This window comes from Candidatus Falkowbacteria bacterium (genome assembly GCA_026396835.1).
In the GTDB taxonomy this organism is placed as follows: Bacteria; Patescibacteriota; Patescibacteriia; order Patescibacteriales; family Patescibacteriaceae; genus Patescibacterium.
The window spans coordinates 524,412-550,046 of the sequence record JAPLWA010000004.1 but is presented as its reverse complement, the minus strand read 5'-3'; the positions used below and the strand labels follow the sequence as shown (position 1 = coordinate 550,046).

The window sequence follows — 25,635 nt, the reverse complement described above, 5'->3', positions numbered from 1 at the left end:
ATACCATAGTATAGATGAAATTAAGTAAATATATACAATTTTTAAATAGTAAAAAAGGCCTAGTAATTTTATTAGCTCTTTTTGCCTTTGCTGCGACTTATGCTAGTGCTGTTGGGGTTAATAAGAATCCTAATATTGGCGTGATGGTCCCAGTCAATGACTACGAACCAGCCTGGTATATTAACCCGGGAACTAAAGAGAAGATCGTCTTGACTGAACCACTTAGTGCATTAAGGGTTATGAAAAAGTTTGGTGTTGGTATTAAGCATTCGACATTGCATAAATATTTAAAAAGCGGCTTCCCTAAAAATTTAGCCGGCAAGGTTTTACTGGATGTTGAAGCCAGGGGTCAGGCCTATTATGTTTCAGCTCTAGATTTAAGCGGTCATTTTTTAGGACAGCCTAATTTTGCTTTATTAGTTTTTAGAGAAAATGGTTTTAGGCTCAGTAAAGATAAATCAAATATTAAGTTAAATAATCCTTTAGCAGAAGAACGACAGAAAACAACACCGCAAGACAACGCTGTTGTGGTTGAAGATAATAAGTCTGTTGTTGAAATAAAAGACATAATTTTAAATAATTTAACTATTACGACTCAGCCTATTAAAAAAAGTGATGGATTTTCTAAGATTAAAGAAGTCGCTGCTACTATTACTAATGAAAATAATTTAATTATTAGTGAGAAAGGTTTTGTTTGGGGCTTATCTCCTAATCCAAGCTTAGAAGAAAATATTGGTGTCATCAAATCTTTGGATGAGGGAAATAATTTTGTAGCTAATATTGATGACATAAAGGCGGATGCAACCTACTATGTTAAAGCATATGCTTTAGCGGAAGGTAAAACATTTTACGGCAATGAAGAGAAATTCATAATGTATAAACCAGCTGCCGGAGGATCAGCTCCCACTGTTGTTTTACCTAGTGTTAGTACTGCTGCGTTATCAATAACCGGAGTCAGCTCATTATCCTCTGGTGGAATTATTAGCAATGATGGTTTTGGTCAAATAACTTCAAAAGGTATTTGTTGGAGCACATCTAATAATCCAACTTTAAATGATAGCTGCAGTAATGAAGGTGGAGGCAAGGCTGAGTTTACTAGCAGTGTTACAGTCTCAGATCCTGAAGCTATTTACTATGTTAGATCTTATGCTACGAACTCTGCCGGTACGACTTATGGCAATGAAGTCATGACTTGTGGCGCGACAACTGTTAATGATACGGAAGACAACCTTTATAATGTTGTAAAAATTGGTTCCCAGTGTTGGATGAAAGAAAACTTGAAGATTGGTACTTTTGTTCAAAGTAAAGTTACAGCTCCTTGTACTGATTATCAATCTCCTGGAGATCCCTTGACCCATTATTGGTCTTGTCAAAATGATGATACAAAAATTGAAAAATATTGTTTTGGTAATAATGTAGCTAATTGTGCTACGGACGGAGGCTTGTATGAATGGCAAGAAGCCATGGCTTTGCCGGCTAGTTGTGTGAATAGTGATTGTTCGGCTCAGATTACTAGTCCTCATCAAGGAATTTGTCCGACAGGTTGGCATATTCCAACTGATGCTGAATTATCAACTCTTGAGCAGCGAACGGTAGAAAAGATAGCGAGTCCGAATACTCAATATCCTTGTGGTGCATTCAGCAATTATGATACCTACTGGCATAAACGCTGTGCTGATGATAATGGCACTCAACAAGGAGGATCTCACGGTGCTGGTAAGTCATTAAAGGCAGTTGGTCAAGGATCTGGTAACGGCGCCGGGGATGATTTAGTTGGTTTTAGTTTATTATTAAATGGTTATCGTAGATGGGACAATGGAGTGATTTTTGGTAAGAACAATATCGCTGATATATGGGCCAGTGAACAAACTTATTTTTCAGGTGATCCATTTTATGCTTGGACGAGAGAATGGACACTAGACAGTAGCACTATAACTCGTGATAGAGGGATAAAATCTTATGGGTTAAATGTTCGCTGTATTAAAGATTAACTTAATTTTTTAGCCGCAAAAAAACTATTCTAGGTAAGGTAGAGTTTTTATAATATAACTAGCATAGTTATGAACAAAAAATTTGTTATTATTGCCACGGTTTTTATTGATGTTCTTGGCATGGGTATTATTATTCCAACTTTGCCTTTTTACGTTCAGTCTTTCGGAGTTTCTGCTTTTGTTGTTACTTTGTTGTTTGGTATTTTTGCATTTTTCTCATTTTTCTCCGCACCATTTTTAGGTTCATTGTCTGATAAAATTGGTCGCCGTCCAATAATGCTCGTTAGTATACTGAGTACTGCTATTGGTTGGTTAGTTTTTGCTAGCGCAACTAGTATTTGGTTTTTATTTTTAGGTCGCATTATCGATGGTCTCGCGGCCGGCAACTTTTCAACTGCGCAAAGTTATTTAACTGACATTGCTAAAGATGAGGCTGAGCGTACTAAAAATTTAGGAATAATTGGTGCTGTCTTCGGTATTGCTTTCGTGATTGGACCTGGTATAGGTGGTCTATTAACTCGCGTTTCTCCAACCTTTCCTTTTTGGTGTGTAGGATTTTTGGCGGTATTAAATGTTATTAATGCTTATTTTTATTTACCAGAGTCGCATCTTAATAAACATAAAGATCGTAAAATTTCTTTTAACCCCTTAACTCCTATCCTAAGAATATTTAAAGATAAGAAAATGCTACCCGGATTTTCAGTTTGGTTTTTATTTGGTCTAGCAGTGGCAATTCAGCAAGCCGTATTTGCTCTTTATTTAGGTAAAGTTTTTTCCTTTGGTTCTTTTGCAGCTGGTTTATTCATGACAGGTGTTGGCGTACTTATTGTATTGAATCAAGGTTTTCTTTTACCAAAATTTTGGTTAAAGAAGTTTAAGGAACGTAATTTAGAAATTTTTATGATGGCTGTTTTTGTTATTGGTTTTATTCTCTTAAGTACTTCGATTTTAGGGATCTTTATTGCTGGTTTAATTGGTCTGACTTTTGGCCAATCTATTTTGCGAGTCCTGCTGACTTCTAATATTGTTGGAAACAACTTAGATAGAAAAGGCGAAGTGCTTGGCGCCATGGCCTCAATGATGTCTTTGGCTATGATTATTGGCCCACTAATGGCCGGCGCATTATTTGTTACACACGATAAATGGCCATTTATCATTAGCAGTATTTTGTCTTTCGTTGCTTTTATAATTTTGTATTATAATAGAAAGGCACAAAATAACTTCGCTCCAGAGCTTGAAACCTTAAATGATCAAACAATAATTTAGACCTACGCCAACCTGCCTGCCGGCAGGCAGCGGCTTCGGTCTACAAGTAGTCAAGTATTGCCAGCCAAGAGTTTAAGTGGCTATTTTATTAAAACTTTTAATCATTAAATTTATGACTGCTGATAATTGGTATTCACAATTAATAAAACCAAGCTGGGCTCCTCCTTCCTGGTTATTTGGGCCTGCTTGGACCTTTCTTTACGCCTTGATTGCTATTTCTTTCTCTAAGGTATTTATTATGCTTTGGCAAAAGAGATTGCCTTTTTTAGTAGCGCTACCTTTTATCCTAAACTTGTTTTTTAATTTCATTTTTACATATTTACAGTTTGGTCTTAAAAATAATTTTTTAGCAGCGATAGATATTATATTGGTTTTAGTGACAATAATTTGGGGCATGGTCGCTATCTACCCTTACGTTAAGTGGGTAACCTATATGCAAATTCCATATTTATTGTGGGTCTGCTTTGCGACAACTCTTCAGTTAACGGTAACATATTTAAATCGTTAATATGAAAAAAGTCATTATAGGATTTTTTATTTTAATCACCCTTGGTCTTTTGTGTGTTATTGCCTTGGGTGTTTATAAGTTTAATTTTACTAATGATGACATTCACTATGCTTGCACAATGGAGGCCAAACTTTGCCCGGACGGTTCCTCTGTGGGTAGATCTGGTCCGGATTGTGCTTTTGCACAATGTCCTAAAGCTGGTGATAAAATGACCGAAGCTGAAGCCGAAGCTATCGCAGTTAAGTATTGTGTAAAGGGAGGTGAAGCCCTGGAGCCTGGAATATATAATTCAAGCTCGAAGACTTGGTGGTTTGATGCTAACTTAAATTCAACACGTAATGGCTGTAATCCTGCCTGTGTCGTTAGCGAAGAAACTAGACTAGGAGAGATTAATTGGCGCTGTACTGGGTTAGCTAAATAGCTACTTTTAATAGTCTTTTACTGTCTTGCTTTTTTTATAGTAAATCGTTATACTAGCTAAATTGCTTTCGTCGTTCAATGGATAGGACGAGAAATTGCGGATCTCTAAATCTAGGTTCCCCGCCGAGTCGGCGGGCTAGCGAGAGATTGATTTAAATCGTTGTTTGAGTTTACAAGTATTTTATACAATTGGCTTTCGTCGTTCAATGGATAGGACGAGAGATTGCGGATCTCTAAATCTAGGTTCGATTCCTAGCGAGAGCACAGATAAAAATCTTTACTTATGTTATTATCAACACCAATTTCTGATCTCAAAGGTGTTGGCAGCATTACAACAAGAAATTTTAAGCAACTGGATATTAAAACTATCCAGGATTTATTGTATTATTTTCCTTTCCGTTATGATGATTTTAGTAAGACTTCGAAAATTTCTGAATTAAAAGTTGGTGAAGTTGTTCATCTAAATGGTCAAATTGAATTGATTCAAAACAAGCGTAGTCCAAAGCGACGAATGTATATAACTGAATGTTTAGTGAATGACGGCACTGATACATTAAGAGTTTTGTGGTTTAATCAGCCTTTTCTAACACACAACCTAAGAAGTGGTGACCAAATATCTTTGGCCGGTAGAATAACCGAAGATTATCTCGGCTTGCTTATGAGTTCGCCGCAGTATGAAAAAGTTACATTGCAGGCTATTCATACTGAGGGTATAGTGCCGATTTATCATTTAACTTCAACTTTAACGCAAAAGGTTTTACGTTCCAACATTTCTCGTGTAATAAATTTTGCCGAAACAATTAATGATTGGTTGCCGACTAAGATTGTTTATGACTATAAATTAGCGCCGCTTAAAAAAGCTGTTAGGGAGATTCATTTTCCTAAAGATAAATTAAGCTTAGATCAAGCTAAGCAACGCCTTGGTTTTAATGAATTGTTTTTAATGCAATTGCGGGCACAGCAGCAGAAAAAAGCCTCAGAGAAATTAATGGCTGAGCCAATAAAGTTTAATGAGCAGGCGACTAAAAAGTTTGTTACTAATTTACCTTTTGATTTAACAGCCAGCCAGAAAAGCTCGGCCTGGGAAATTATTCAAGCCATGGCAACAAATAAGCCAATGCTTCGTTTGTTGCAGGGTGACGTTGGTTCTGGTAAGACCGTAGTGGCTTGTCTAGCAATGCTTAATGTGGCCTTAGCTAAAAAGCAGTCAGCCTTTATGGCGCCAACTGAGATTTTAGCATTACAGCATTTTAAGACTTTAACAGCCTTGTTTGCGAAAGAAAAAATTAGTTTGGCTTTATTGACCAGTGGTTACCAATTCCTAATTACAAGAGAGGGGAGCGAAGCTATGGTTAGTAATAAAAAAGAAATTCTTAAATTATTGGCCAGTGGTGAAATTGATATTATCATTGGCACACAAGCTTTGATTCAAAAAAATATTGAATTTGATAATTTAGCCTTAGCTGTGGTTGATGAGCAGCACCGTTTTGGTGTTGAACAACGCCAGCTCCTAACACAAAAAGTAAAAACAGGAACAGCGCCGCATCTTTTGTCTATGACCGCGACGCCGATCCCGCGTAGTCTAGCCTTGGCGATCTACGGTGATTTAGACGTTTCCCAAATTAGAGAAATGCCGCTGGGTCGTAAAAAAGTTTTAACTAAAGTTGTTGCTGAAGATAAGCGGCAGGCAGCTTATGATTTTATAATTAAAGAATTAAATCAAGGTCATCAAGCTTTTGTCATTTGTCCCTTAATCGATGAGTCTGACAAACTAGGAATTAAATCAGTTAAAGCTGAATACGAAAGATTGAGCAATGGAGTATTTAAAGATTACAAGATTGCTTTGTTACACGGTCGACTTAAAAGTGCGGAGCGAGAAAAGATTTTAGCTGACTTAACGGATAATAAAATAAATATTTTAGTCGCAACTTCAATTATTGAAATTGGTATTGATATTCCTTCTGCTACTGTGATGATGGTTGAGGAGGCTGATCGTTTTGGTTTGGCGCAACTGCATCAATACCGCGGCCGTGTTGGGCGCCGCAATGATCAAGGTTTTTGTTTTTTAATGTCCAATAATCCGACTGAAGCAACGAATCATCGTTTAGAAGCAATGACTAAGTTTGATAATGGTTTTGATTTAGCTAAGGCTGATCTTGCCTTTCGAGGTCCAGGTGAAGTTTATGGTTTAGTGCAAAAGGGCTTTCCAGAACTAAAAATGGCTAATTTTTACGACACTGATTTGATTAAGAAAGCTAGAGAAGCGGCTATTTTAGTGCTAAAAGAAGACGAAAAGCTGTCTAATTTGCCGGCGCTTAAGCAAGAATTAGGAGACTGGGAAGAGCGCGCTCACCTAGAATAGTCCTACGCCAAGGCTTCGGAACTATAAATTAGTCCTACGCCAAGGCTTCGGAACTATAAATTAGTCCTACGCCAAGGCGTAGGACTACAAGTTTTAGCTAATATAAGCCCTGTTTTAGGGCTTTTTTGTTATTTTGTCTTACTATTGACAATACAACACTAGTGTGATATAATAATATATTGCTAGAACCTTGAAAAAGAGTCTGTTATTTAAGCAAGATACTTGAGAAATACGAGATTTTGCTTAAATAACAAACTTATAAAATAAAAATACAGAAAATGGAAAAGAACAATAAAAATAACAAAGATCAGGGCGAAACTCTAAATAAGAGTATGGGTGATGACTTGATTGAGATTATAATTCAGTTCGTTATGCCTTTCGTGGCAAAAATTTTCTTGAATGTAATCCCAAGAGATAAGTGGCAGTCAGTTGTATCAGACCAAAAAAAGCTATGGGAAGCAGCCACGGTTGCGATTCCCTTTGCTATCAGGCGTCTGACAAAATTTAAACCTGTTTACGATCAAATGATGACTGACTTCTTTCAAGAAGTTAATCAAGAAATTGTACGTAGAGAATCTGGCGAGTTAACCTCAAAAACTGAGCGTGAAATTCGCGCCAGCTTACTTGATATATTGAGTAACGAGGCTGACAAGAATGTGATACTTGATAACTACGTTGATGTCTTTTCTTTGGCAACAACACATCATCAACATCACAACCTGATCGAGTTTATCAATTCCTTAAGGCCAGAGGCACTTTTGTCTCTGCTTAGAATGGATAAGCCTCACAGAGATAAATTTATTCTTCTTATCATCGGAGCTCCGGGCAAAGAGCAATCGTCTTTAGCCGCTATTATGGAGAATCTGACTAAGATTGGTTCAAGTCTTAAGTCGCTTGACGATAAGCTTGCACCAGGTACAGCACTTGATACAAAGATTAACAATTTTTTCAACGATGTAATAAAGCCTAAACCAAGAGAAAAAAAAGGTTTCGTTGAAAAAATCGGGCACTTTGTTAACACAAAAGTGCTAAAACTTTTCTAAAACCAAAACAAAAGGAGTTGTAAATGAATATTTATAGAAATATTGAAAACTTTCTTGTTTCTATTTGGGCAAGAATTTCTGACATTAGTAGTTCAGCTGCTGATAAAATAACTGGAGTAATAGTTATTGAGTACTGTCTGGTTATCCTGTTCTCAGTCTTAACCTTTGCGATGGTAATGTTTAACTGGGTTGCAGGCTCTTTCTTGATAGCTTTTCTTTCTTCAGTAATAATTATATTCTGCTATGTGTCTTCAGAGGCAGCCTTAGCTGCCTTAGCAGCCATAGCTGATATAGTGCTATTAGGTAGAAGGAAAGTGACTACCTTGGTAATTGACGGAATAGAAAAAGTGTTAAATCCGCTAATAGTGATATCTTTAATTTTTTCTTTCATAGCTTGCGTGGTTATGATGAATGGAACTGAGTTCATAACTCTGAAGCTAATTGCTATCTCGCTTGCTGCAGGAACCTTCTATACCATCTTCTATACCTTTGTTCGTAAATCAAGAACAAATAAACTAGAGCTTTGGATGGCAATAATTGTAGCCTGGTTATTAGTTGAGAACGTTGTTCTTCCGAATCAGGTTCGTCCTGTAACAGGTTGGGGTAGGTCGTTTAGTGAAATGGTGTCTTCTAGTATCAATCAGGCTGGTCAGACAAACAGTCTTAAAGTTATTATGTCTGGTGCAACTTTATACACCAAAGACTTCAAACCTATAAGGACAGTAAATTCGGATATAATTGCTAAGTACATGAGTTATGAATGTTATGACAAGACAAAGGAAGATTTCAATAAGCTAATTCTTCCAGATAACAACAACATGTATTTGTATGGAGAAGAAGTTCTGGTTTCTGTTCGTTTCATTAAAAATTATGATGGAAACGACACAAAAGAAAGAACAGGTATTTATCATGATGACCATGTTAAACAGTTTGTCTCAAACGTTGAAGAAATACCGTTTGCATTTGGTCCAGGTTCTCCAAAAAAAGTTCCTCTAGACTTTAAAGAAGGTGATAGGATTGAATACATTAATCCTACTGCAACATTCTACACAGAGGGCTTGTCTCAGTGGTATCCTATATCAGGCTACGCTGATCATAGATACACCGGTAAAAAAGGCGTGAGAATAAAAGCTAAAGAATACGGTAATGTGACAATCCGTAGAACTCGTGCTTAATAATAAACATACTCATGGGGTAGTCGTAAAACTTACGGCTGCCCCTTTTTATTTACCCATATTTCTTTTAGTGGTATAATAAAAGCATATAATTTTTAATATATGTTTAAGAAAATAAATCTTTGGTATTTATTGGCATTTATTCTTCTGCCTCTATCTTATGTATCTGCCGAGAGTGAGCCTGCTTCATCAACCGTCCTTGATAATCCACTTAAGGGAGTTACAAGCGTGCCTCAGCTAATTGGTAACGTTATTACGGGCGTTTTGGGTATAGTAGGATCGCTTGCTTTGTTAATGTTTGTTTACGGTGGCTTTATGTGGATGTTGTCGGCTGGTAATGAGAAAATGGTTGAAAAAGGTAAAACAACTTTAATCTGGGCATCACTAGGTTTAGTTGTTATTTTCATGTCTTACGCCTTGGTTACCTTCGTTATAAAGACAGCAACAGGAGGATAGAATAGGTAAGTGCTTGATTATTTCTCGAAAAAATGTTAATAATATTTAGGCTGTAAAGTTATAAAGCAGATACTTGATTCTCTTTATAGCTTTTAAAATATGCGCTGTTAGCTTTACCCCGCCTGCCGGCGGGGTCAGCCCGCCCCGCCCACAAGGGGCGGGGTAAAGTAAAGCAGCTAAAATTTTAAAACAGAATAATAATGCGCTGTTAGCTCAGCCCGGTAGAGCAGCTCCCTTTTAAGGAGATGGTCGCAGGTTCGAATCCTGCACGGCGCACAAAATATCGAATGGTCGCAGGCTTGCCCCGCTATGCGGGGTTCGAATCCTGCCCCGCCCACAAGGTGCGGGGTAAACACGGCGCACAAACTGAGATACTATAACTAAATCATATGGAGGGAATTTTTGTATATCTTATACAAAGTTTTGATGGTAGTTATTATACGGGAATAACAAAAGATGTTGACAAAAGGCTCGAAGAACACAATAGTGGTAAATCAAAAATAATCATTAGTCACAGACCTTATCATTTGGTGTATTATAAAAAATATTGTAACTACATTCAGGCAAGAAAACATGAGAAATGGTTAAAGAAGAAGAGCCGTCAATTTAAATCGAAATTGTCTTTAGGCAAAAGTTTTAGCGCTGTTCTCCTCTTAAGGAGATGGTCGCAGGCTTGCCCCGCTCTGCGGGGTTCGAATCCTGCCCCGCCCAAAAGGGGCGGGGTAAACACGGCGCACTATTATAAGCAGGTCTTTGACCTGCTTTTTTGTTTATAAAATCATAAAATCTTTCATGAACCATAAATGTTTGGTATAATAAGAGCATATTTTACAGTTAATGAAACTATGAAAAAGATACTGATTGCAGAAGATGAAAAGCCATATTCCAAAGCTCTGGTTCTAAAATTACAACATAACGGTTATGAAGCTAGTAGTGTTGAAAACGGTGAGGAAGCTATAGCTGCTCTGAATAGAGATAAGTTTGATCTCTTATTGTTGGATTTGATTATGCCGAAAATGGATGGTTTCGCTGTTCTAGAGGCAATCAAAACACAGGGTTTGAATGTTCCGGTTATTGTTCTATCTAACCTCAGTCAAGCGGATGATGAAAAAAGAGTTCGTGAGTTAGGCGCTAAAGAATTTCTTGGCAAATCCAGTGTCTCGATTGCCGAAGTTATCAATTTAGTTAACTCCATTTTAAAATAATAATTTCATCCTATGAAACTCGACGAAGTATTTATAAAAAAAATATTATTATCAGGAAGCTACGTTTCTGAGGATGATATTAAAACAGCTGAAGAATTTTCTAAAACTCACCGTATTGGTTTAGTAGATTATTTATTGACTGAAGGTTTAATCAATAAAGAAACTTTAGGCCAGGCGATTGCTGAATCAATGAAGGTACCCTTTGCTGATTTAGGTTCTAACCCTCCGAGTAAGGAGCAGGTTCTGCTTATTCCAGAAGAATTAGCCAAAAAATTCAGGGCTGTAGTTTTCTCTGTTAAAAAAACTTCAGTTATGGTTTGTACTGATGATCCAGCACAGGCAAATCTTTTATTAGAATTGAGTAAACTGTTCACTGATAGAAAAGTTCTAATAGCCTTTTCTTTGCCTGAAGATATTAATGTTATTTTGACTAGTTATCAGAAAAATCTAGAAACTCGTTTTTCTAAGATTATTGAATCTGGCGCACGTATTGCTCCAGAAATATTAGATACTATTTTTGTTGATGCTATTGATTTGCATGCTAGTGATATTCACTTTGAACCCGGCGCCGATGACGTTTTGCTGCGTTTTCGTATTGATGGCGTTTTAAGAGATGCCGGTCATATTCCGACTGAATATTATGAAAACATTTTAAATAGAATAAAGGTACAAAGCGGCATTCGTCTAGATGAACACTATTCAGCTCAAGACGGAGCCATGCAATTTAGAAAAGAATCTGTAGTAGTAGATTTACGTACTTCAATTGTTCCAACAGTTGAAGGTGAAAAAGTTGTTTTACGTATTCTTGGTTCTTATGTCCAAGGTTTGCAGCTTAGTGAATTAGGCTTATCAGAAGCTAACCAAGAGAAGATTAATAATTCAGCTGATAAACCATTCGGTATGATTTTGGTTGCTGGACCAACTGGTTCGGGTAAAACCACTACTTTATATGCTTTGCTTAAGTTGCTTAATGATTCAGGCATTAACATTACGACAATTGAAGATCCAGTTGAATATAAGATGCGTGGCGTAAATCAAATTCAAGTAAACGCTGCTACTAATTTAAGTTTTGCTAAAGGTTTACGTTCAATCGTTCGTCAGGACCCTGATATTATTTTAGTCGGAGAAATTCGTGACGAAGAAACTGCTGAAATTTCTGTTAACGCGGCATTAACCGGTCATTTGCTATTATCAACATTCCACGCGAACGACGCCGCGACTGTTATTCCTCGTCTTCTCGATATGGGCATTGAACCATTCTTATTGGCCTCGACTTTAGAACTGGTTGTAGCTCAGCGTTTGGTTAGAAGAATTTGTACTCACTGTCGTGCTAGTATTATTAAATCTTCTAAAGAAATTATTGGTAAGAGAGTTGAATTAAAGAAATTTTTCACTGAAGATGAATATACACTTTATGAAGGTAAGGGTTGCACTGTTTGTGCTAACTCTGGTTATCATGGTCGAACCGCTATTTTTGAAATAATTAATATTACACCAGAGATGGAAGAGCTTATTTTGAAAAATCCAGCCACTCAAGAAATTTGGAAATTAGCCATGGAGCAAGGTGCTAAAACTTTATTCGAAGATGGAATTGAAAAAGTTATGAGTGGTGAAACTACCATGGAAGAACTTTTGCGTGTAGCTGAACCAAATAAATAGTTTTTATGAAACAGGCCAATAATAATGACCGAAAAGAGAAGCTAGCTTTTCTATATAATTTTGGTTTAGGCGAAGAAAGAGATTTTTTTATAGAAAATCTTAGTTCATTATTGTCTTCGGGCATTCCGATTGTTAGTGCGATTAATGCGATTAACGAAGAAATGCGTTCTCGACGTTTGAAGCGTATTACTAATAACTTAGCTCAAGATATTGATTCTGGTCGTTCTTTGTCAGAATCACTAGAAAGAACAGGTCTGTTTTCACCTCACGTTTATTCTTTGATTAGAATTGGAGAAAAGTCAGGGCGTTTAGTTGAGAATCTTAAGGTTATTGCGAGTGAAGAAAAAAAAGAACGTGTTCTAAAATCAAAACTTCGTTCCGCGGCCATGTATCCTTTGTTTGTTTTAGTGTTAACACTTTTTATTGGTATTGGGATTGCTTGGTTTATTTTGCCTAAATTAGCTACTGTTTTCTCGCAGCTAAAAGTAAAGTTGCCAGTTGTCACAAAAATTTTGATTGATTTTGGTTTGTTCTTGGGTCAATACGGTATTTATGCTGTGCCGATATTTATTATCGTTTTTGTGCTTTTGATTTATTTAATTTTTTCATTCTCTAAAACTAAATTAATTGGTGAGTTTATTATTTTTAGATTTCCTGGCTTAAAAGACCTCGTTAAACAATCTGAGATCGCTCGTTTAGGCTATCTATTAGGCGCTCTTATCTCTACTGGTTTGTCACCAATGGAATCGCTAGACTCTTTGGCTAAAGCCAGCATGTTTTCTCGTTATAGAAGGTTTTATACTTTTTTAAGTGATAGTGTTACTGAAGGAAATTCATTTAAGAAAAGTTTTGCTTTATATAAAAAAACTAATAGTCTTTTGCCGGTTACGGTTCAACAACTTATTATTGCCGGAGAACAGTCTGGTAATTTACCTGAAACATTATCAAGGATTGGTGAGGAGTATGAAGCTAAAACCGATTCTTCAACCAAGGATTTAATGGTTGTTTTAGAACCAATTTTGTTGGTTATTGTTTGGTTGGGTGTTGTCGCCGTTGCCCTAGCTGTTATTTTGCCAATTTATAGTTTGATTGGTGGTCTACAAACAGGTTATTAATTATGATCATGAAAAAAAGCTTGGGCTTTACTTTGATTGAAGTTTTATTGTCAGTCGCTTTGATTGCTTTGTTGGCTGGTATTGGTGTACCAATTTACCAGTCTTTTCAAAATAGAAATAGCTTGGATGTCGCCGCGGTGGTATTAGTTAATAGTCTTTATCGCGCCGAAGTTTTAGCGCGCGGCGTTGATGGCGATTCTACTTGGGGAGTTTATGTGGCGGCGTCAAATATTACAATTTTTAAAGGCGCCAGTTATGCTGCTCGTGATACTACGTTTGACGAATTTTTTGATACAACAAACGGTATTACTGTAACAGGCACCCAGGAATATATTTTTTCAAAATTTACTGGCTATCCAGTCGCAACTGGAAGCACTATTTTAACTTCAACTAACAATGAAACTAGGACTATCGCAATTAACGCGAAAGGTACAATCAGCTACTAAAAATAAGTCAGCTTTTACTATTGTTGAAATATTATTAGCAGTCGCTATTTTTGCTTTATTAGTCACGGCTTTTAGCGGTGTTTATTTGTATGGCCAAGAAGCATCGGCTATGGCGGGTGGTAGGACGCGGGCTGATTTACTGGCTCAGGAAGGTTTAGAGGCTGTGCAAAATATGCGCGATTCAGCTTTTGCTAATTTAACTGATGGAACTTATGGCTTGGCTATTTCTGGTGGTAAATGGATTTTATCTGGTACGCAAGACGTACTAGATAATTTTACTCGCTCAGTAACTATTTCAACAGTTGATGCTAATAGAAAAAATGTTGTCTCAACTGTTAACTGGCAACAAAATACTCAGAGGGCTGGCTCAGTTTCTTTGGTGACTCGTTTAACGAATTGGATTGCGACGGTTGCCTCTAGCGTTAGCGGTGCTTTGATTATATACGGTGACGGAACAAATATTCCTAAATATAGAACCTATGATTCAGCGACTAATGTTTTTAGTGCCGAAACTAGTGCTCTGACAAATTCCGTTGCCCCAAACTTTATTATAAGAACTTCACCTAATAAGTCAGAAGCAATTGCTGGCTTCTATACTGCTGCCGGAGTTTTAAATGTTATGTGTTATAACGGATCAACTTGGTCTCAAGAATGGACAGCTACGGTTGGAGGCACAGGAGCTGGTCGCAGGTTTGATATTGCTTACGAAACTGCTTCTGGCGATGTTATGGTTTTATACAGCACTAATACAGCTACAACAAATGAGTTAGCTTACAGAACTAAATTAGGTGGATCCGGTTGTGGCTCTGCTAACTGGGCAGCCCCGGCGAATTTAGACGCTCTTAGAACCTCTAATATAATTAACTATATTCGTCTAGCCTGGGATAGGCGTACAGGACAAAACTTAATTGCTGCTACCTGGGTAGATATAAACGATGATTTATCAGGGGCTATTTGGAATGGCTCTGCTTGGACTAATGAACCCTCAACTGTTTCTGACACTAACGTTGAGATGGTTAGTATATCTCATGACTTAGAAGATATGGACATCGAATATGAATCATTGTCTGGAGACGTGATGATGATCTGGGGCTCTACAGTCGGCAATAACGCAAATGGTGTTAGATACCGTACCTGCAATGGTGGCATAGCCAGCTGTACTTGGTCTTCCGTAATAACTCCGCCAACTTTTAATGATGACGCTACAACGCTAGATATATCAGCTAACCCTAGCACTGATGAAATGGTTTTTGCTTCAATTGGCGCTAATCAAAGCGACCTTCAACTTGGCTACTGGAGTGGTTCAACTTGGACCAATACAGCCAACGCTGACACTTCTTGTAACACTCCATTTGCAGGGTCAAAGTTAGTTAGCACTGGCTGGCTTATTTCTGGAGCTACAGCTCGTTCAGTTATTACTTATGCTGACCAGAATTCAAACAATATTGACTGGTATGTAGGTAATTTAGGAGTTTTTACAAAGCAAGCTGATATGGTTGTCTCTCCGCTACCAAATAATCCTAATGGTTATTACGATATACAAATGGATGCTCTTGCTAGAGATCAGTTGATGTTTGTTTTGGCTGATGCTTCTTTGGATTTATTTGCTAAGCGTCTAGTAATGACCGCTACTCCAGTTTTTACCTGGACAAATTCTGATGGGGCACCATTAGAAGTAACTTTGCCACAAAATATCAGCAGTCCATTCGGGTTTGCTTTCTGGAGAAATTAATTTATGAACATACTAAATCGAAACAATAATTACAATCAGGGCTTTACTCTAATCGAGCTTTTGCTTTACGTTAGTTTAATGTCGATTATGATGATGACAGTTTCATTTTTTGCTACAACTTTAGTAGAAGTACGTATTAAGAATCAAACAATTTCTGATGTTGAGCAGCAGGGGTTAAGGGTTATGCAGGTTATTTCGCAAACTATTCGTAATGCTGACTCAGTGACTTCACCAACTGCTGGTTCCAGTGCTTCAAGCCTATCTTTAGTTGTAGCTTCGCCTAATAGCCCAACAGTTTTTAATTTAAGTTCAGGTATTTTGCAAATCACAGAGGCAGCTAACCCAGCAGTTAATTTAACTAATAGTAGAGTAACAGTTTCTGGTTTAACTTTTACTAATTTGTCAGCTGTTAGCTCGCCAGGAACTGTTCGTATCCAATTTACAGTTACTTATAATAATCCTAGCGGTCAAAACCAATATAATTATAGTAAAACTTTTTATACGAGCGCTACACTTAGATTCCCATAGTTATGAAATTTAATTTTATAAAACAATTGACCGGTAAAAATAAAAATAATTTCAATGGTTATATTACCTTGATTAGTGTTTTAGTTATTGGTGCAATAGGAACAGCTGTAGTTATATCGGTGATTTGGTTAGGTATTGGTTCTTCACGTTCAAGCTTCGCTGATGAACAGTCTGATCAAGCCTGGGGTCTAGCTAATGCTTGCGCCGAAGAGGCTCTGCAGCAAATTCGTAGTTCTAGCGCTTATACCGGAACAGGTAATCTAACATTAGGCCAGGGGACATGTTCTTACACAGTAACTAATACAGGCGGAACAACTCGCTCTGTTACAGCTTCGGGTACAGTCGGCACAATGATTCGTCGGTCAGCTATCAGTATTACAGCTTTAAATCCTAAACTAGTTATTAGCTCTTGGCAGGAAGTTGCTAACTAGTTTTTTCAATGTTATAATTATTTATAATTAGTTACTAATTTTATTATAATTTTATGAGATTTTTTAAATCTTCAAAAAAAGGATTCACGTTAATTGAAATCCTCTTGGTCGTCGCTGCGATTGCTATTTTAGCCGGTATTGTTATTTTCGCCATTAACCCAACTAAACAACTTGGCGAGACACGCAACGCACAACGCCGCGCTGATGTTAACACAATCTTGAATGCAGTTTATCAATATGCAATTGATAATAATGGAACTGTCCCAGCAAGCATAACCACCACTCAAACTGGAATTTGTAAGACTGGCGGAACCTGCACTGGCTTAATTGACCTTTCGGTTTTGACTGCTTCTGAGAAGTATTTAACCAGCATGCCTTTTGACCCGAGTACTTCAACCGTCAACTCAACTGGCTATGAAATAAAAAAGACGGCTAATAATAGAATTACTGTTGTAGCACCAGGTGCTGAACAAAGCGCAACGATTAGCGCTACTAGATAAGTTGATTTTGTATGTAAAAGACGTAGGGAATAATAACCTTACGTCTTTTTTGATTACTTGCTATAATATGAATATATAACCCCGTCTAACGAGGTAACATTATTAACTTTATCTTAATTTTATGAAGTACCTAAAGTCTTCAAAAAAAGGATTTACATTAATCGAAATCCTCTTGGTCGTCGCTGCGATTGCTATTTTAGCCGGCATTGTTATTTTCGCCATCAACCCAACTAAACAGTTAGGTGAGACACGTAACGCACAACGCCGTGCTGATGTTAATACAATCTTGAATGCAGTCTATCAATATGCGATTGATAATAATGGTACTTTACCAACTATTCCAACCGGTTCTTGTGCTCTAGTGGCTGCTAATCAAATTTGTAAAGCCGCCGCCACTGGAACATGTTCGACTGGTGTTGCCTTGTCTGTTCTTACGGCTAGTGAAAAATATGTAACTAGCTTGCCAATTGATCCTACTACTTCATCAACTGATGGTACTGGCTATTATATTGCAAAGAGTGCTAATGGTCGTGTTACGGTTTGCTCTCCTAGCGCCGAGCAAAGTGCAACTATTACTGTAACCAGATAATTAAAATATTAATTTATAATAATTTTATGAAATATCTTAAGTTTTCAAAAAAAGGATTTACTTTGATTGAAATTCTTTTGGTTGTTGCAGCAATTGCGATTTTAGCTGGCATTGTTATTTTGGCCATAAACCCAAATAAGCAATTAGGTGACACACGTAACGCACAACGTCACGCTGATGTAAATACTATTTTGAACGCAGTTTATCAATATTCGATTGATACTGGTCATCTTCCATCAAGCATTGGTACTAGCCAAGGTGAAATTTGTAAAACCGGAGCTAACTGCTCAGTATTTGTTGATCTTAGTGTCTTAACTGATAATGAGAAATATTTAACAAGCATGCCATTTGATCCAAACGGAGCTTCAACTAACGGAACTGGCTATCAAATAAATAAGAGTGCTAATAATCGAGTTACTGTTTCGGCTGGTAGTGCTGAACAAGGTGTTATTATTACTGCTACAAGATAATTACTTATATTAGATGAATTATGTAAGGCGTGAGTTAAAAGCTTACGCCTTATTGGCGTTTTTGCTATAATGTTATTAGCTTTATAATGATTTTTATGGATACAATTACTGATAATAGAGTTCATCTAGCCAAGCTATCTAAAAAGACCGAAGTTGCCAAAAACACTTTTGAGTTTTGTTTTAAGACTGAAGATCATCTAGATTTTGAGTCAGGACAATATGTTTGGCTAAGGTTATATAATTTAAGTTACCCTGATAAGCGCGGCGACCGTCGAGCTTTTTCTATTACCAACATTCCTAATGATAAAGGCGAGATTTGCATTTTACTTAGAAAGAGCGAAAGTGGTTTTAATAAGACTTTACTTGAACTAGAAGAAGGCCAAGAGCTTAAAGTTATTGGTCCTTTTGGCACATCTTTCTGTTTGCCTGAAAATCCAAAAACACCTTTAGTTTTACTTGGCGGCGGAGTTGGTATTGCTCCATTCTTAAGTATTACTCGCCATTATGTAGCTAAAAAAATAAAAGCCCCTATTAATTTGCTTTATTTTGATGAGTCAGCGGAAATGTCAGTTTATGTCGATGAAATAAATAATTTTTGTTCTCAGCAAAGCAATTGTTCAGGTTCGGTTTTTTATGAAAAATTTTCTTTTGATTTGCTTAAGTCAATTAAGAATTTGGACAAAGCTTTATTTTATATTTCTGGCAGTCAAGGTTTTGTTGATAGTGTTAATGAAATTTTATCTAAGAACGGAATCTTCAAGCATCAGCTAAGATTTGAAAATTTTTATCCAACTGATCCGTCTTCGGCTTATCTTAAAAAAGTTTTTTCATCGGGCGAAAATAAAGAAGACTCAGATCTCGAGTTTTATCAAAACGATCATGATATTTTACTTTTAACAATTGAAAGCTCTTCGCAACATATAGTCGTGACTGATATTAACGGTAATATTGTTTTTGCTAACAAGGCTGCGCAAGAAACCACTGGCTATACCTTTGACGAAATGGAAGGACAAACTCCTCGCTTGTGGGGCGGAATGATGCCTCAAGATTTTTATGAAAAAACTTGGGAGATTAAAATGTCTGGTGGTACTGTGAATGAAGAGATAGTTAATCGTCGCAAGGATGACGCGCTTTATACTGTTATGGCTCACATAGCGCCAATAAAAAACGAGACTGGAACTGTTGTTGGCTTTATTGGTACAGAAGAAGATATTACTTATATTAGATCTTCTGAAAGTAAAGCTAAGAATAATGAACAGCGTTTTATTGAGCTAGCTAATAATATTTCTGAAGTGTTTTTAACTATTGAAATGGAACCGATTGAGAAAGTTACTTATGTTAGTCCGGCTTTTAATAAACTCTGGGGGCTTGAAGAGAAAACTCTTTACGATAACCCAAGAGCTTGGTTAGATTGTATCCATAAAGATGATGCCGCCAGAGTTCTTGAAGCATTTAATAATTTTGTTATTAATAAAACTTCTTACGAAGAAGAATATCGTATTGTGAGAAAAGATAATGAGATTTTATGGATCTTCGATAAGAAAGAACTTATTTTAAACGAAGCCGGTGAAGTTGTTCGTATGGTGGGCGTCGCCAGAGATATAACAAAAGAAAAAATAGTTGACCAAGAAAAAACTGAGTTTGTTTCTTTGGCCTCACATCAATTAAAAACACCAATCGGTTCTATTAGCTGGAATGCTGAAATGTTACTTAGCGGTGACTATGGCGCAGTTGATCCAAAGCAAAAAGAAGTTATTAGTGAGATTTATCAGTCCAATAGAAGAATGAAAGAACTAATTGATGGCTTATTAAATGTTTCACGTATTGATTTGGGCGTCTTTATTATTGATCCGACACCAATTGATTTTACTAAAGTCTGTGAAGATGTTTTGAATGAGATGAAGCCTAGGATAATTGCTAAGGGCCATGAAATAATCAAGAATTATGGCAAAGATCTGCCGCTAGTTCCAGCTGATCCTAATCTATTGCGCATTATTTTCCAGAATTTTATATCAAATGCCATAAAATACACCCCTGACCATGGTAGGGTGACGATTGGCATTAAAATAGAGTATAATGATATTATTATTTCCGTGGCTAATAACGGAGAGCCAATCCCTAAAGATGAGCAAAACAAGATATTCTCTAAGCTTTTTAGAGCCAGTAATGCTCAAAAACAAGATACTGATGGTACGGGCTTGGGATTATACTTAGTTAAAGCCATTGTAGAGAACGGCGGAGGCAAAGTCTGGTTTGAATCTGAAGAAGGCAAAGATACAATTTTTTATATTTCTTTCCCGATTTCTGGTATGATTAAGAAAGAGGGTGAGAAAAAATTAACCTAATTATTTAATAAAATTTATATGGAAAAGAAAAAAATTATTTTAGTCGTAGAGGATACGGCTGAATACCAAAGAATTTTGTCTGTTAAGTTAGCCCAGTTTGGCTATGAGGTACTTTCAGCTCATGATGGCGAAGAAGGTCTTGCTATGGCGTTAGAACATCATCCCGATTTGATTTTGTTGGATATTGTCATGCCTAAGATGGATGGTTTGGCTATGTTAGAAAAATTACGCGAAGATTCATGGGGCAAAGACGTTAGAGTTATTATGTTAACTAACCTAAGTGGAACCGAGAAGATCGCTGATGCTATGTTACATAACAGCTTTGAATATATTGTTAAAACCGATACTACAATAGAAGATTTAGTTAAAAAGATACAAGAAAGTTTATAAATCGCCTGAAGTCTTGATTTTTTATCTAAATAATGATATTAAATATATAGTCAAAGGTTGTAAAGCTTAGGCTTTATAACTTTTTACTATTTAAGCCGCCTTAGCTCAGCTGGTAGAGCAACGGTTTTGTAAACCGTAGGTCTAGGGTCCGAATCCCTAAGGCGGCTCCAATACACAATTTCAGATTTTAAATTATAAATTTCAAAACAATTTTAAATGTTGTAATTTTAAAACATTGAAAATTAAAGCATTATTTGAAAATTTGAAATTTGAAATTGAAAATTCAGCGGCACTGCTTTATACTAATGATGTATGGATATATTGCTTTATAATACTTTAACTCGTACCAAGGAGATTTTTAAGCCAATCAGCAGCGCCGCTGTTGGTCTTTATACTTGTGGCCCAACGGTTTATCATTATGCTCATATAGGTAATCTTCGTACTTATGTTTTTGAAGATATTCTCAAACGTGTTTTAGTTTATAATGGTTTTGAAGTGAAACATGTTATGAATGTAACTGATGTCGGCCATTTAACAGGGGACAGAGACATGGGCGAAGACAAGATTGAAAAAGAAGCAGCTTTAGAAAATAAAACTGCCTGGGAAATTGCCGAATTTTATTTAGAAGCTTTTAAAAAGAGCTTAGTTGAATTAAATATCATTGAACCGAAAATTTGGTGTAAGGCAACAGATCATATTAAAGAACAAATTGATTTGATTGCTGATTTAGATAAAAAAGGATTTGTTTATAAAACATCGGACGGGCTTTATTTTGATACTGCAAAATTCCCTGATTATAATAAACTAAGCCATCTTAAGTTAGATGAACTCAAAGAAGGCGCTCGAGTTGAGAAAAATGATGAAAAGAAAAATTCAACTGATTTTGCTTTGTGGAAATTTTCCCCATCCTACGCTCCTGACGGAGCTTCGGAGGGCAAGTCCCCGGCTAAACGACAAATGGAATGGGAATCGCCTTGGGGTATTGGTTTTCCTGGCTGGCATATTGAGTGCTCAGCCATGAGTCTTGAATTTTTGAAAGATAACTTAGATATTCATTGCGGTGGCGTTGACCATATTAATATTCATCACACTAATGAGATAGCGCAATCTGAAGCCTCAACTGGGAAACCATTTTTTAATTATTGGTTACACGGCGAACATCTTAATTTAGGTGAGGGCGAAAAAATGGCAAAGAGTACTGGCAATTTTTTAACGCTTGATTTAGAAACTACTAAAAAGGGGATTGATCCTTTAGCTTTTAGGTATTTGTGCTTTATGACTCATTATCGCAAAGCCATAAACTATAAACCAGAAGCTCTAGAACAGGCGCAAAACGGTCTAGAAGCCATTAAACGCGCTGTCTCAGTTTTAGATAAAGCAGCTGCTGCGGTAGATCAGGATTATAAAACGAAGTTTATGGAAGCTATAAATGATGATTTGAACATGCCACAAGCTATTGCGGTTTTACAGGGATTATTAAAGTCAGAGCTTGAGTCGAATGTTAAGTATGCGACTGTAGCAGATTTTGATCATGTTCTAGGTTTAGGTCTTATTCCAGAAGAATTACCCTTAGAGATTCAGGCCTTAGCTGCCGAGCGAGAACAAGCCAGAATGAACAAGGATTGGGCAGCTTCTGACAAATTACGAAATGATATTGAAGCCCTAGGCTTTATTGTTGAAGATGCAACGGCAGGTACTATGATTCGTTTTAAGAAATAATTTTACTTAAACATTACTCACCCCCAGCCCCTCTCCACGCTAAAGCGTAGAGAGGGGTGGCTTGTATTCACGTCTTAATTTAGTTCCCCTCTCTGTTCGCTTGCGAATGGAGAGGGGGCAGGGGTGAGGTCGGTTAGTTTATGTTGTGTTTTAGCCTATATTTTACTATAATAAGAGTATATTATTATCCGTTTACCTACGGAATTTTTGACTTATGAGTGAAAAAGAAAAAATACTGGAGCCAAGTATTGAAAAGCCTTTAGCTAATCAACCAATTAGACCAGAGGCTCCAAGTGCGCCAGAACAAAAAATAGAAAGCGGCAATAAGGCAACTGATGAAAAAGCAGGCGATTTTTTGGCTACTCCCGCTGCCCAAACTCAAACGGCTAATGCACTGACACCGGAAGTTGAGCGCGTAGCAGAGATTGAAAGAATCCTTGAAGATGACTTATCTAATGTATATTTTAATTTACCAGAAGTAGAAAAGGAAAAGTTTAGACTTCAGGGCGAAGAAACTGCTATAGAAATAAATACGCTATTGTCATCTACTAAAATTAAAGTCCAGAAAATTATAAAGCTTATTAGAAATTGGCTTTTACTCATTCCTGGCGTTAATCGTTTTTTCTTAGAGCAAGAAGCAAAATTAAAAACTGACGAAATTATAAAAATAAAAGATAATTTCTAGTATGGACTACGGGCAGAACCAAATTAATCAATATCAGACAACTGATTTTAGTACACAAATTCCAATCACTACACCGACTTTTGATTTTGGCTATATAATTATTTTAGGCCTGGTTGTTATTGCTGTGGTTGCCTTAATGATTTTAAGAAGAATTTTAGTTAACCGCGCGCTAATTCAGCACGTGGTTTATTTAATTAAATTACCGAAAGAAAGACCAGAGGATCAGTCAAAAGAATTTACTGTGCAACAGCTACGTGAAGAAATTGCTAAAATGGAAGCTGTCTTTTCTTCAATCGGTGGTTTTAAAGCGCAGCATGGTTTAAAGCGTTGGTTCTTCGGACGAACCGACCATTATTCTTTTGAGATTGTAGCTTATAATAAATTAATTTCTTTCTACATTGCTGTGCCGCGTCAGCACGCTGATTATATTCAAGAACAAATTCAGGCTAACTATCCTGAGTCATTAATTGAAGAAGTGATTGACTATAATATTTTCAGCCCAGCCGGGAAAGTCGCCGCGGCGACGATCAAGACTAAGCTAAGTTTTGTTTTGCCGATAAAGACTTATTTAAAAGAAGATACTGATCCATTAAATTCTTTGATTAACGTCATGTCAAAAATTGGGCCTGACGAAGGCATGGCGATTCAGTATATTGTTAGAAGTGCAGAAAAAGATTGGCATAAAACTTCTCGTCGCGTTGTTAAGAAAGCCAATGAAACTTATTCTTTATCTGAAGGTTTGTCGGGCAGTTCATTTTCTAAGGAGCTAATGAAATTCGCGGGCGACGCCGGGGACGCCGTTAGTGGTCCGAAATCACAACACCAAGAACAGCAAAAAGGTTTTAAGCGTTTATCACCTAAAGAAGAGGAAGCGGTTAAAGGTATTGAAGAAAAAAACTCTAAAGCCGGAATGGAAGTTAATATCAGGTTAATTGCTAGTGCGCCAACTAAAGACCGGGCCGACGCTAATTTATGGCATCTAGGTGGCAGCTTTAGTCGTTATAACTATTACGAATATGGTAATTCTTTTACCCAAGTAACTCAACGTCGTTATAAGAAAATGATAAAGGAATTTTTTTACCACAATAAAAATGTGCGTGATTTTATTTTCCGCCGTTTTTATCATAAGGCTGCTTCAATTTTGAATACAGAAGAATTAGCAAGTCTTTTCCATTTCCCATTAAAAAATGCTGAGACGCCAAATATTTTATGGTTAACCGCTCGTCAATCAGCTGCGCCAGTTAATTTGCCAGCTGAAGGTTTATTGCTAGGTACCAATACTTATCGCGGCGTTAAAAAAGATGTCCGAATAAAACAGGCCGATCGTTTGCGACACACTTATATTATTGGTAAATCCGGTGTTGGTAAATCTGTTCTACTCGCCAATATGGCAATCCAAGATGTTATCAATGGTCATGGTATTTGCATGATTGATCCACACGGCGATTTGATTGAAGATGTTTTGACGCATGTTCCACCAGAACGCGCTGATGATGTTGTTATTTTCTCGCCATCTGATATTGAACGACCAATGTCAATCAACTTATTAGAATTTGATCCGCGTTATCCAGAACAAAAAACTTTCGTGATCAACGAAATGATCGGTATCTTTGATAAGTTGTATGATTTGAAAGCCACTGGTGGACCAATCTTTGAACAGTATATGCGTAACGCCATGCTGTTAATCATGAGCGATCCAGCGTCTGGTTCAACCTTGATGGAAATTCCTAAAGTCTTATCAGATACGGCTTTTAGAAATCTTAAGTTATCACGTTGTAGTGATCCAACGGTAGTTGATTTCTGGCGTAAAGAAGCTGAAAAAGCTGGTGGTGATGCGGCGCTCGCCAACGTTGTGCCTTATATTACTTCTAAGTTAACTTCATTTATTTCCAATGACATGATGCGACCAATTATTGGTCAGCAAAAAAGTTCTTTCAATTTACGTGATGTCATGGATGAGGGAAAAATTTTGTTGATTAATTTACCAAAAGGTATTGTTGGTGAAATGAACGCCTATCTTTTGGGTATGATTATTGTTGGTAAAATTTTAATGGCCGCTTTATCGCGCGCCGATTCTGAGGCTAAGTCAAGAAAAGATTTTTATTTGTACATTGACGAGTTCCAAAATTTTACGACTGATTCAATCGCTCAGATTTTATCTGAAGCTCGTAAATATGGTTTAGGTTTGGTTATTGCTCACCAATATATTGGTCAGTTATCAAAAAATAATGACACAACAATTAAAGATGCGGTTTTTGGTAACGTCGGTACAATGGTTACTTTTAAGATTGGTTCGGAAGACGCCGAATATTTGAAAAAAGAATTTGCCCCAGTCTTTAATGAATATGATTTAATCAATGTTGAAAAATACACAGCTTATGTTAAGCTATTAATTGATAATACAACTAGTCGTCCGTTTTCAATGGCCACACCTTGGCCTTTGTGTGGCGAGAAGAGGGAAGATATGCCGGGCAAGTTAAAACACTTAAGTCGCTTAAAATATGGTCAAGATAGAGCTGACGTGGAGGCAGCTATTTTAGAAAGAACTAAGATACTGCCAGTTACGCCAAAGCCGCCGTTAAGACCAAGTATTTAATTAA

24 protein-coding genes and 3 tRNA genes are annotated in these 25,635 nt (G+C 36.9%); all 27 read left to right on the top strand.

Annotation, left to right across the window (positions count from 1 at the left end; translation table 11 throughout):
- Window positions 1-14: 14 nt before the first annotated feature.
- Window positions 15-1,991, top strand: coding sequence for a fibrobacter succinogenes major paralogous domain-containing protein (locus NTY12_03980; GenBank protein ID MCX6793160.1), 1,977 nt, complete (start codon window positions 15-17; stop codon window positions 1,989-1,991).
- Window positions 1,992-2,054: 63 nt separating this feature from the next.
- A complete protein-coding gene (locus tag NTY12_03975; protein ID MCX6793159.1) occupies window positions 2,055-3,257 on the top strand; it encodes an MFS transporter in 1,203 nt (400 codons plus the stop codon).
- 112 nt (window positions 3,258-3,369) lie between these two features.
- Window positions 3,370-3,765 carry a tryptophan-rich sensory protein gene (locus NTY12_03970; GenBank protein MCX6793158.1) on the top strand — a complete coding sequence of 132 codons (396 nt, stop codon included), beginning with the start codon at window positions 3,370-3,372 and terminating at the stop codon, window positions 3,763-3,765.
- Between the two features lies 1 nt (window position 3,766).
- Window positions 3,767-4,186, top strand: coding sequence for a hypothetical protein (locus NTY12_03965; protein ID MCX6793157.1), 420 nt, complete (start codon window positions 3,767-3,769; stop codon window positions 4,184-4,186).
- Between the two features lie 191 nt (window positions 4,187-4,377).
- Window positions 4,378-4,449 (top strand) — tRNA-Arg (locus NTY12_03960).
- Between the two features lie 19 nt (window positions 4,450-4,468).
- On the top strand, window positions 4,469-6,547 hold the full coding sequence (gene recG / locus NTY12_03955; GenBank protein ID MCX6793156.1) for an ATP-dependent DNA helicase RecG: 2,079 nt from the start codon (window positions 4,469-4,471) through the stop codon (window positions 6,545-6,547).
- 278 nt (window positions 6,548-6,825) lie between these two features.
- Window positions 6,826-7,590: a hypothetical protein gene (locus NTY12_03950; GenBank protein MCX6793155.1), complete on the top strand. Its 765-nt coding sequence runs from the start codon at window positions 6,826-6,828 to the stop codon at window positions 7,588-7,590.
- Window positions 7,591-7,613: 23 nt separating this feature from the next.
- The gene (locus NTY12_03945; GenBank protein MCX6793154.1) at window positions 7,614-8,765 is read left to right on the top strand and encodes a hypothetical protein; all 1,152 of its coding nucleotides are present in this window, start codon (window positions 7,614-7,616) and stop codon (window positions 8,763-8,765) included.
- Window positions 8,766-8,867: 102 nt separating this feature from the next.
- Entirely contained in the window at window positions 8,868-9,221 is a 354-nt protein-coding gene (locus NTY12_03940; GenBank protein MCX6793153.1) for a pilin, read from the top strand.
- Window positions 9,222-9,423: 202 nt separating this feature from the next.
- Window positions 9,424-9,497: transfer RNA gene (locus NTY12_03935), tRNA-Lys, on the top strand.
- 113 nt (window positions 9,498-9,610) lie between these two features.
- Complete coding sequence (locus NTY12_03930) at window positions 9,611-9,997, top strand: GIY-YIG nuclease family protein (protein ID MCX6793152.1); 387 nt, start codon at window positions 9,611-9,613, stop codon at window positions 9,995-9,997.
- Window positions 9,998-10,066: 69 nt separating this feature from the next.
- On the top strand, window positions 10,067-10,426 hold the full coding sequence (locus NTY12_03925) for a response regulator (GenBank protein MCX6793151.1): 360 nt from the start codon (window positions 10,067-10,069) through the stop codon (window positions 10,424-10,426).
- Window positions 10,427-10,438: 12 nt separating this feature from the next.
- The gene (locus NTY12_03920; GenBank protein MCX6793150.1) at window positions 10,439-12,085 is read left to right on the top strand and encodes a GspE/PulE family protein; all 1,647 of its coding nucleotides are present in this window, start codon (window positions 10,439-10,441) and stop codon (window positions 12,083-12,085) included.
- Between the two features lie 5 nt (window positions 12,086-12,090).
- Window positions 12,091-13,200 carry a type II secretion system F family protein gene (locus NTY12_03915; protein MCX6793149.1) on the top strand — a complete coding sequence of 370 codons (1,110 nt, stop codon included), beginning with the start codon at window positions 12,091-12,093 and terminating at the stop codon, window positions 13,198-13,200.
- Between the two features lie 2 nt (window positions 13,201-13,202).
- Window positions 13,203-13,646, top strand: a complete 444-nt coding sequence (locus NTY12_03910) for a prepilin-type N-terminal cleavage/methylation domain-containing protein (GenBank protein ID MCX6793148.1) — start codon at window positions 13,203-13,205, stop codon at window positions 13,644-13,646.
- The gene (locus tag NTY12_03905) at window positions 13,597-15,378 is read left to right on the top strand and encodes a prepilin-type N-terminal cleavage/methylation domain-containing protein (protein MCX6793147.1); all 1,782 of its coding nucleotides are present in this window, start codon (window positions 13,597-13,599) and stop codon (window positions 15,376-15,378) included. Before NTY12_03910 ends, NTY12_03905 begins: the two co-directional genes overlap by 50 nt.
- A 3-nt stretch (window positions 15,379-15,381) precedes the next feature.
- Window positions 15,382-15,906 carry a prepilin-type N-terminal cleavage/methylation domain-containing protein gene (locus tag NTY12_03900; protein ID MCX6793146.1) on the top strand — a complete coding sequence of 175 codons (525 nt, stop codon included), beginning with the start codon at window positions 15,382-15,384 and terminating at the stop codon, window positions 15,904-15,906.
- 2 nt (window positions 15,907-15,908) lie between these two features.
- Window positions 15,909-16,337 (top strand): hypothetical protein, encoded by a 429-nt coding sequence (locus tag NTY12_03895; GenBank protein ID MCX6793145.1) that lies wholly within the window; start codon window positions 15,909-15,911, stop codon window positions 16,335-16,337.
- Between the two features lie 53 nt (window positions 16,338-16,390).
- Window positions 16,391-16,837 carry a prepilin-type N-terminal cleavage/methylation domain-containing protein gene (locus tag NTY12_03890; GenBank protein MCX6793144.1) on the top strand — a complete coding sequence of 149 codons (447 nt, stop codon included), beginning with the start codon at window positions 16,391-16,393 and terminating at the stop codon, window positions 16,835-16,837.
- 121 nt (window positions 16,838-16,958) lie between these two features.
- The gene (locus NTY12_03885) at window positions 16,959-17,426 is read left to right on the top strand and encodes a prepilin-type N-terminal cleavage/methylation domain-containing protein (GenBank protein ID MCX6793143.1); all 468 of its coding nucleotides are present in this window, start codon (window positions 16,959-16,961) and stop codon (window positions 17,424-17,426) included.
- Window positions 17,427-17,452: 26 nt separating this feature from the next.
- Window positions 17,453-17,896: a prepilin-type N-terminal cleavage/methylation domain-containing protein gene (locus tag NTY12_03880; GenBank protein MCX6793142.1), complete on the top strand. Its 444-nt coding sequence runs from the start codon at window positions 17,453-17,455 to the stop codon at window positions 17,894-17,896.
- 95 nt (window positions 17,897-17,991) lie between these two features.
- Window positions 17,992-20,241: a PAS domain-containing protein gene (locus NTY12_03875; GenBank protein MCX6793141.1), complete on the top strand. Its 2,250-nt coding sequence runs from the start codon at window positions 17,992-17,994 to the stop codon at window positions 20,239-20,241.
- An 18-nt stretch (window positions 20,242-20,259) separates the two neighbouring features.
- Window positions 20,260-20,631: a response regulator gene (locus tag NTY12_03870; protein MCX6793140.1), complete on the top strand. Its 372-nt coding sequence runs from the start codon at window positions 20,260-20,262 to the stop codon at window positions 20,629-20,631.
- 94 nt (window positions 20,632-20,725) lie between these two features.
- Window positions 20,726-20,801, top strand: a tRNA-Thr gene (locus NTY12_03865).
- Between the two features lie 142 nt (window positions 20,802-20,943).
- Window positions 20,944-22,350 (top strand): cysteine--tRNA ligase, encoded by a 1,407-nt coding sequence (gene cysS, locus NTY12_03860; GenBank protein ID MCX6793139.1) that lies wholly within the window; start codon window positions 20,944-20,946, stop codon window positions 22,348-22,350.
- 214 nt (window positions 22,351-22,564) lie between these two features.
- Window positions 22,565-23,035, top strand: coding sequence for a hypothetical protein (locus NTY12_03855; GenBank protein MCX6793138.1), 471 nt, complete (start codon window positions 22,565-22,567; stop codon window positions 23,033-23,035).
- A 1-nt stretch (window position 23,036) separates the two neighbouring features.
- Entirely contained in the window at window positions 23,037-25,631 is a 2,595-nt protein-coding gene (locus tag NTY12_03850) for a type IV secretion system DNA-binding domain-containing protein (GenBank protein MCX6793137.1), read from the top strand.
- The last annotated feature ends 4 nt before the right edge of the window (window positions 25,632-25,635 follow it).

Bases quoted from the DNA above. Each gene is read 5' to 3' on its own strand.
- NTY12_03980 (MCX6793160.1), top strand. From the start codon at position 15: ATGAAATTAAGTAAATATATACAATTTTTAAATAGTAAAAAAGGCCTA.
- NTY12_03970 (MCX6793158.1), top strand. From the start codon at position 3,370: ATGACTGCTGATAATTGGTATTCACAATTAATAAAACCAAGCTGGGCT.
- NTY12_03965 (MCX6793157.1), top strand. From the start codon at position 3,767: ATGAAAAAAGTCATTATAGGATTTTTTATTTTAATCACCCTTGGTCTT.
- recG (MCX6793156.1), top strand. From the start codon at position 4,469: ATGTTATTATCAACACCAATTTCTGATCTCAAAGGTGTTGGCAGCATT.
- NTY12_03950 (MCX6793155.1), top strand. From the start codon at position 6,826: ATGGAAAAGAACAATAAAAATAACAAAGATCAGGGCGAAACTCTAAAT.
- NTY12_03945 (MCX6793154.1), top strand. From the start codon at position 7,614: ATGAATATTTATAGAAATATTGAAAACTTTCTTGTTTCTATTTGGGCA.
- NTY12_03940 (MCX6793153.1), top strand. From the start codon at position 8,868: ATGTTTAAGAAAATAAATCTTTGGTATTTATTGGCATTTATTCTTCTG.
- NTY12_03930 (MCX6793152.1), top strand. From the start codon at position 9,611: ATGGAGGGAATTTTTGTATATCTTATACAAAGTTTTGATGGTAGTTAT.
- NTY12_03925 (MCX6793151.1), top strand. From the start codon at position 10,067: ATGAAAAAGATACTGATTGCAGAAGATGAAAAGCCATATTCCAAAGCT.
- NTY12_03920 (MCX6793150.1), top strand. From the start codon at position 10,439: ATGAAACTCGACGAAGTATTTATAAAAAAAATATTATTATCAGGAAGC.
- NTY12_03915 (MCX6793149.1), top strand. From the start codon at position 12,091: ATGAAACAGGCCAATAATAATGACCGAAAAGAGAAGCTAGCTTTTCTA.
- NTY12_03910 (MCX6793148.1), top strand. From the start codon at position 13,203: ATGATCATGAAAAAAAGCTTGGGCTTTACTTTGATTGAAGTTTTATTG.
- NTY12_03905 (MCX6793147.1), top strand. From the start codon at position 13,597: ATGAAACTAGGACTATCGCAATTAACGCGAAAGGTACAATCAGCTACT.
- NTY12_03900 (MCX6793146.1), top strand. From the start codon at position 15,382: ATGAACATACTAAATCGAAACAATAATTACAATCAGGGCTTTACTCTA.
- NTY12_03895 (MCX6793145.1), top strand. From the start codon at position 15,909: ATGAAATTTAATTTTATAAAACAATTGACCGGTAAAAATAAAAATAAT.
- NTY12_03890 (MCX6793144.1), top strand. From the start codon at position 16,391: ATGAGATTTTTTAAATCTTCAAAAAAAGGATTCACGTTAATTGAAATC.
- NTY12_03885 (MCX6793143.1), top strand. From the start codon at position 16,959: ATGAAGTACCTAAAGTCTTCAAAAAAAGGATTTACATTAATCGAAATC.
- NTY12_03880 (MCX6793142.1), top strand. From the start codon at position 17,453: ATGAAATATCTTAAGTTTTCAAAAAAAGGATTTACTTTGATTGAAATT.
- NTY12_03875 (MCX6793141.1), top strand. From the start codon at position 17,992: ATGGATACAATTACTGATAATAGAGTTCATCTAGCCAAGCTATCTAAA.
- NTY12_03870 (MCX6793140.1), top strand. From the start codon at position 20,260: ATGGAAAAGAAAAAAATTATTTTAGTCGTAGAGGATACGGCTGAATAC.
- cysS (MCX6793139.1), top strand. From the start codon at position 20,944: ATGGATATATTGCTTTATAATACTTTAACTCGTACCAAGGAGATTTTT.
- NTY12_03855 (MCX6793138.1), top strand. From the start codon at position 22,565: ATGAGTGAAAAAGAAAAAATACTGGAGCCAAGTATTGAAAAGCCTTTA.
- NTY12_03850 (MCX6793137.1), top strand. From the start codon at position 23,037: ATGGACTACGGGCAGAACCAAATTAATCAATATCAGACAACTGATTTT.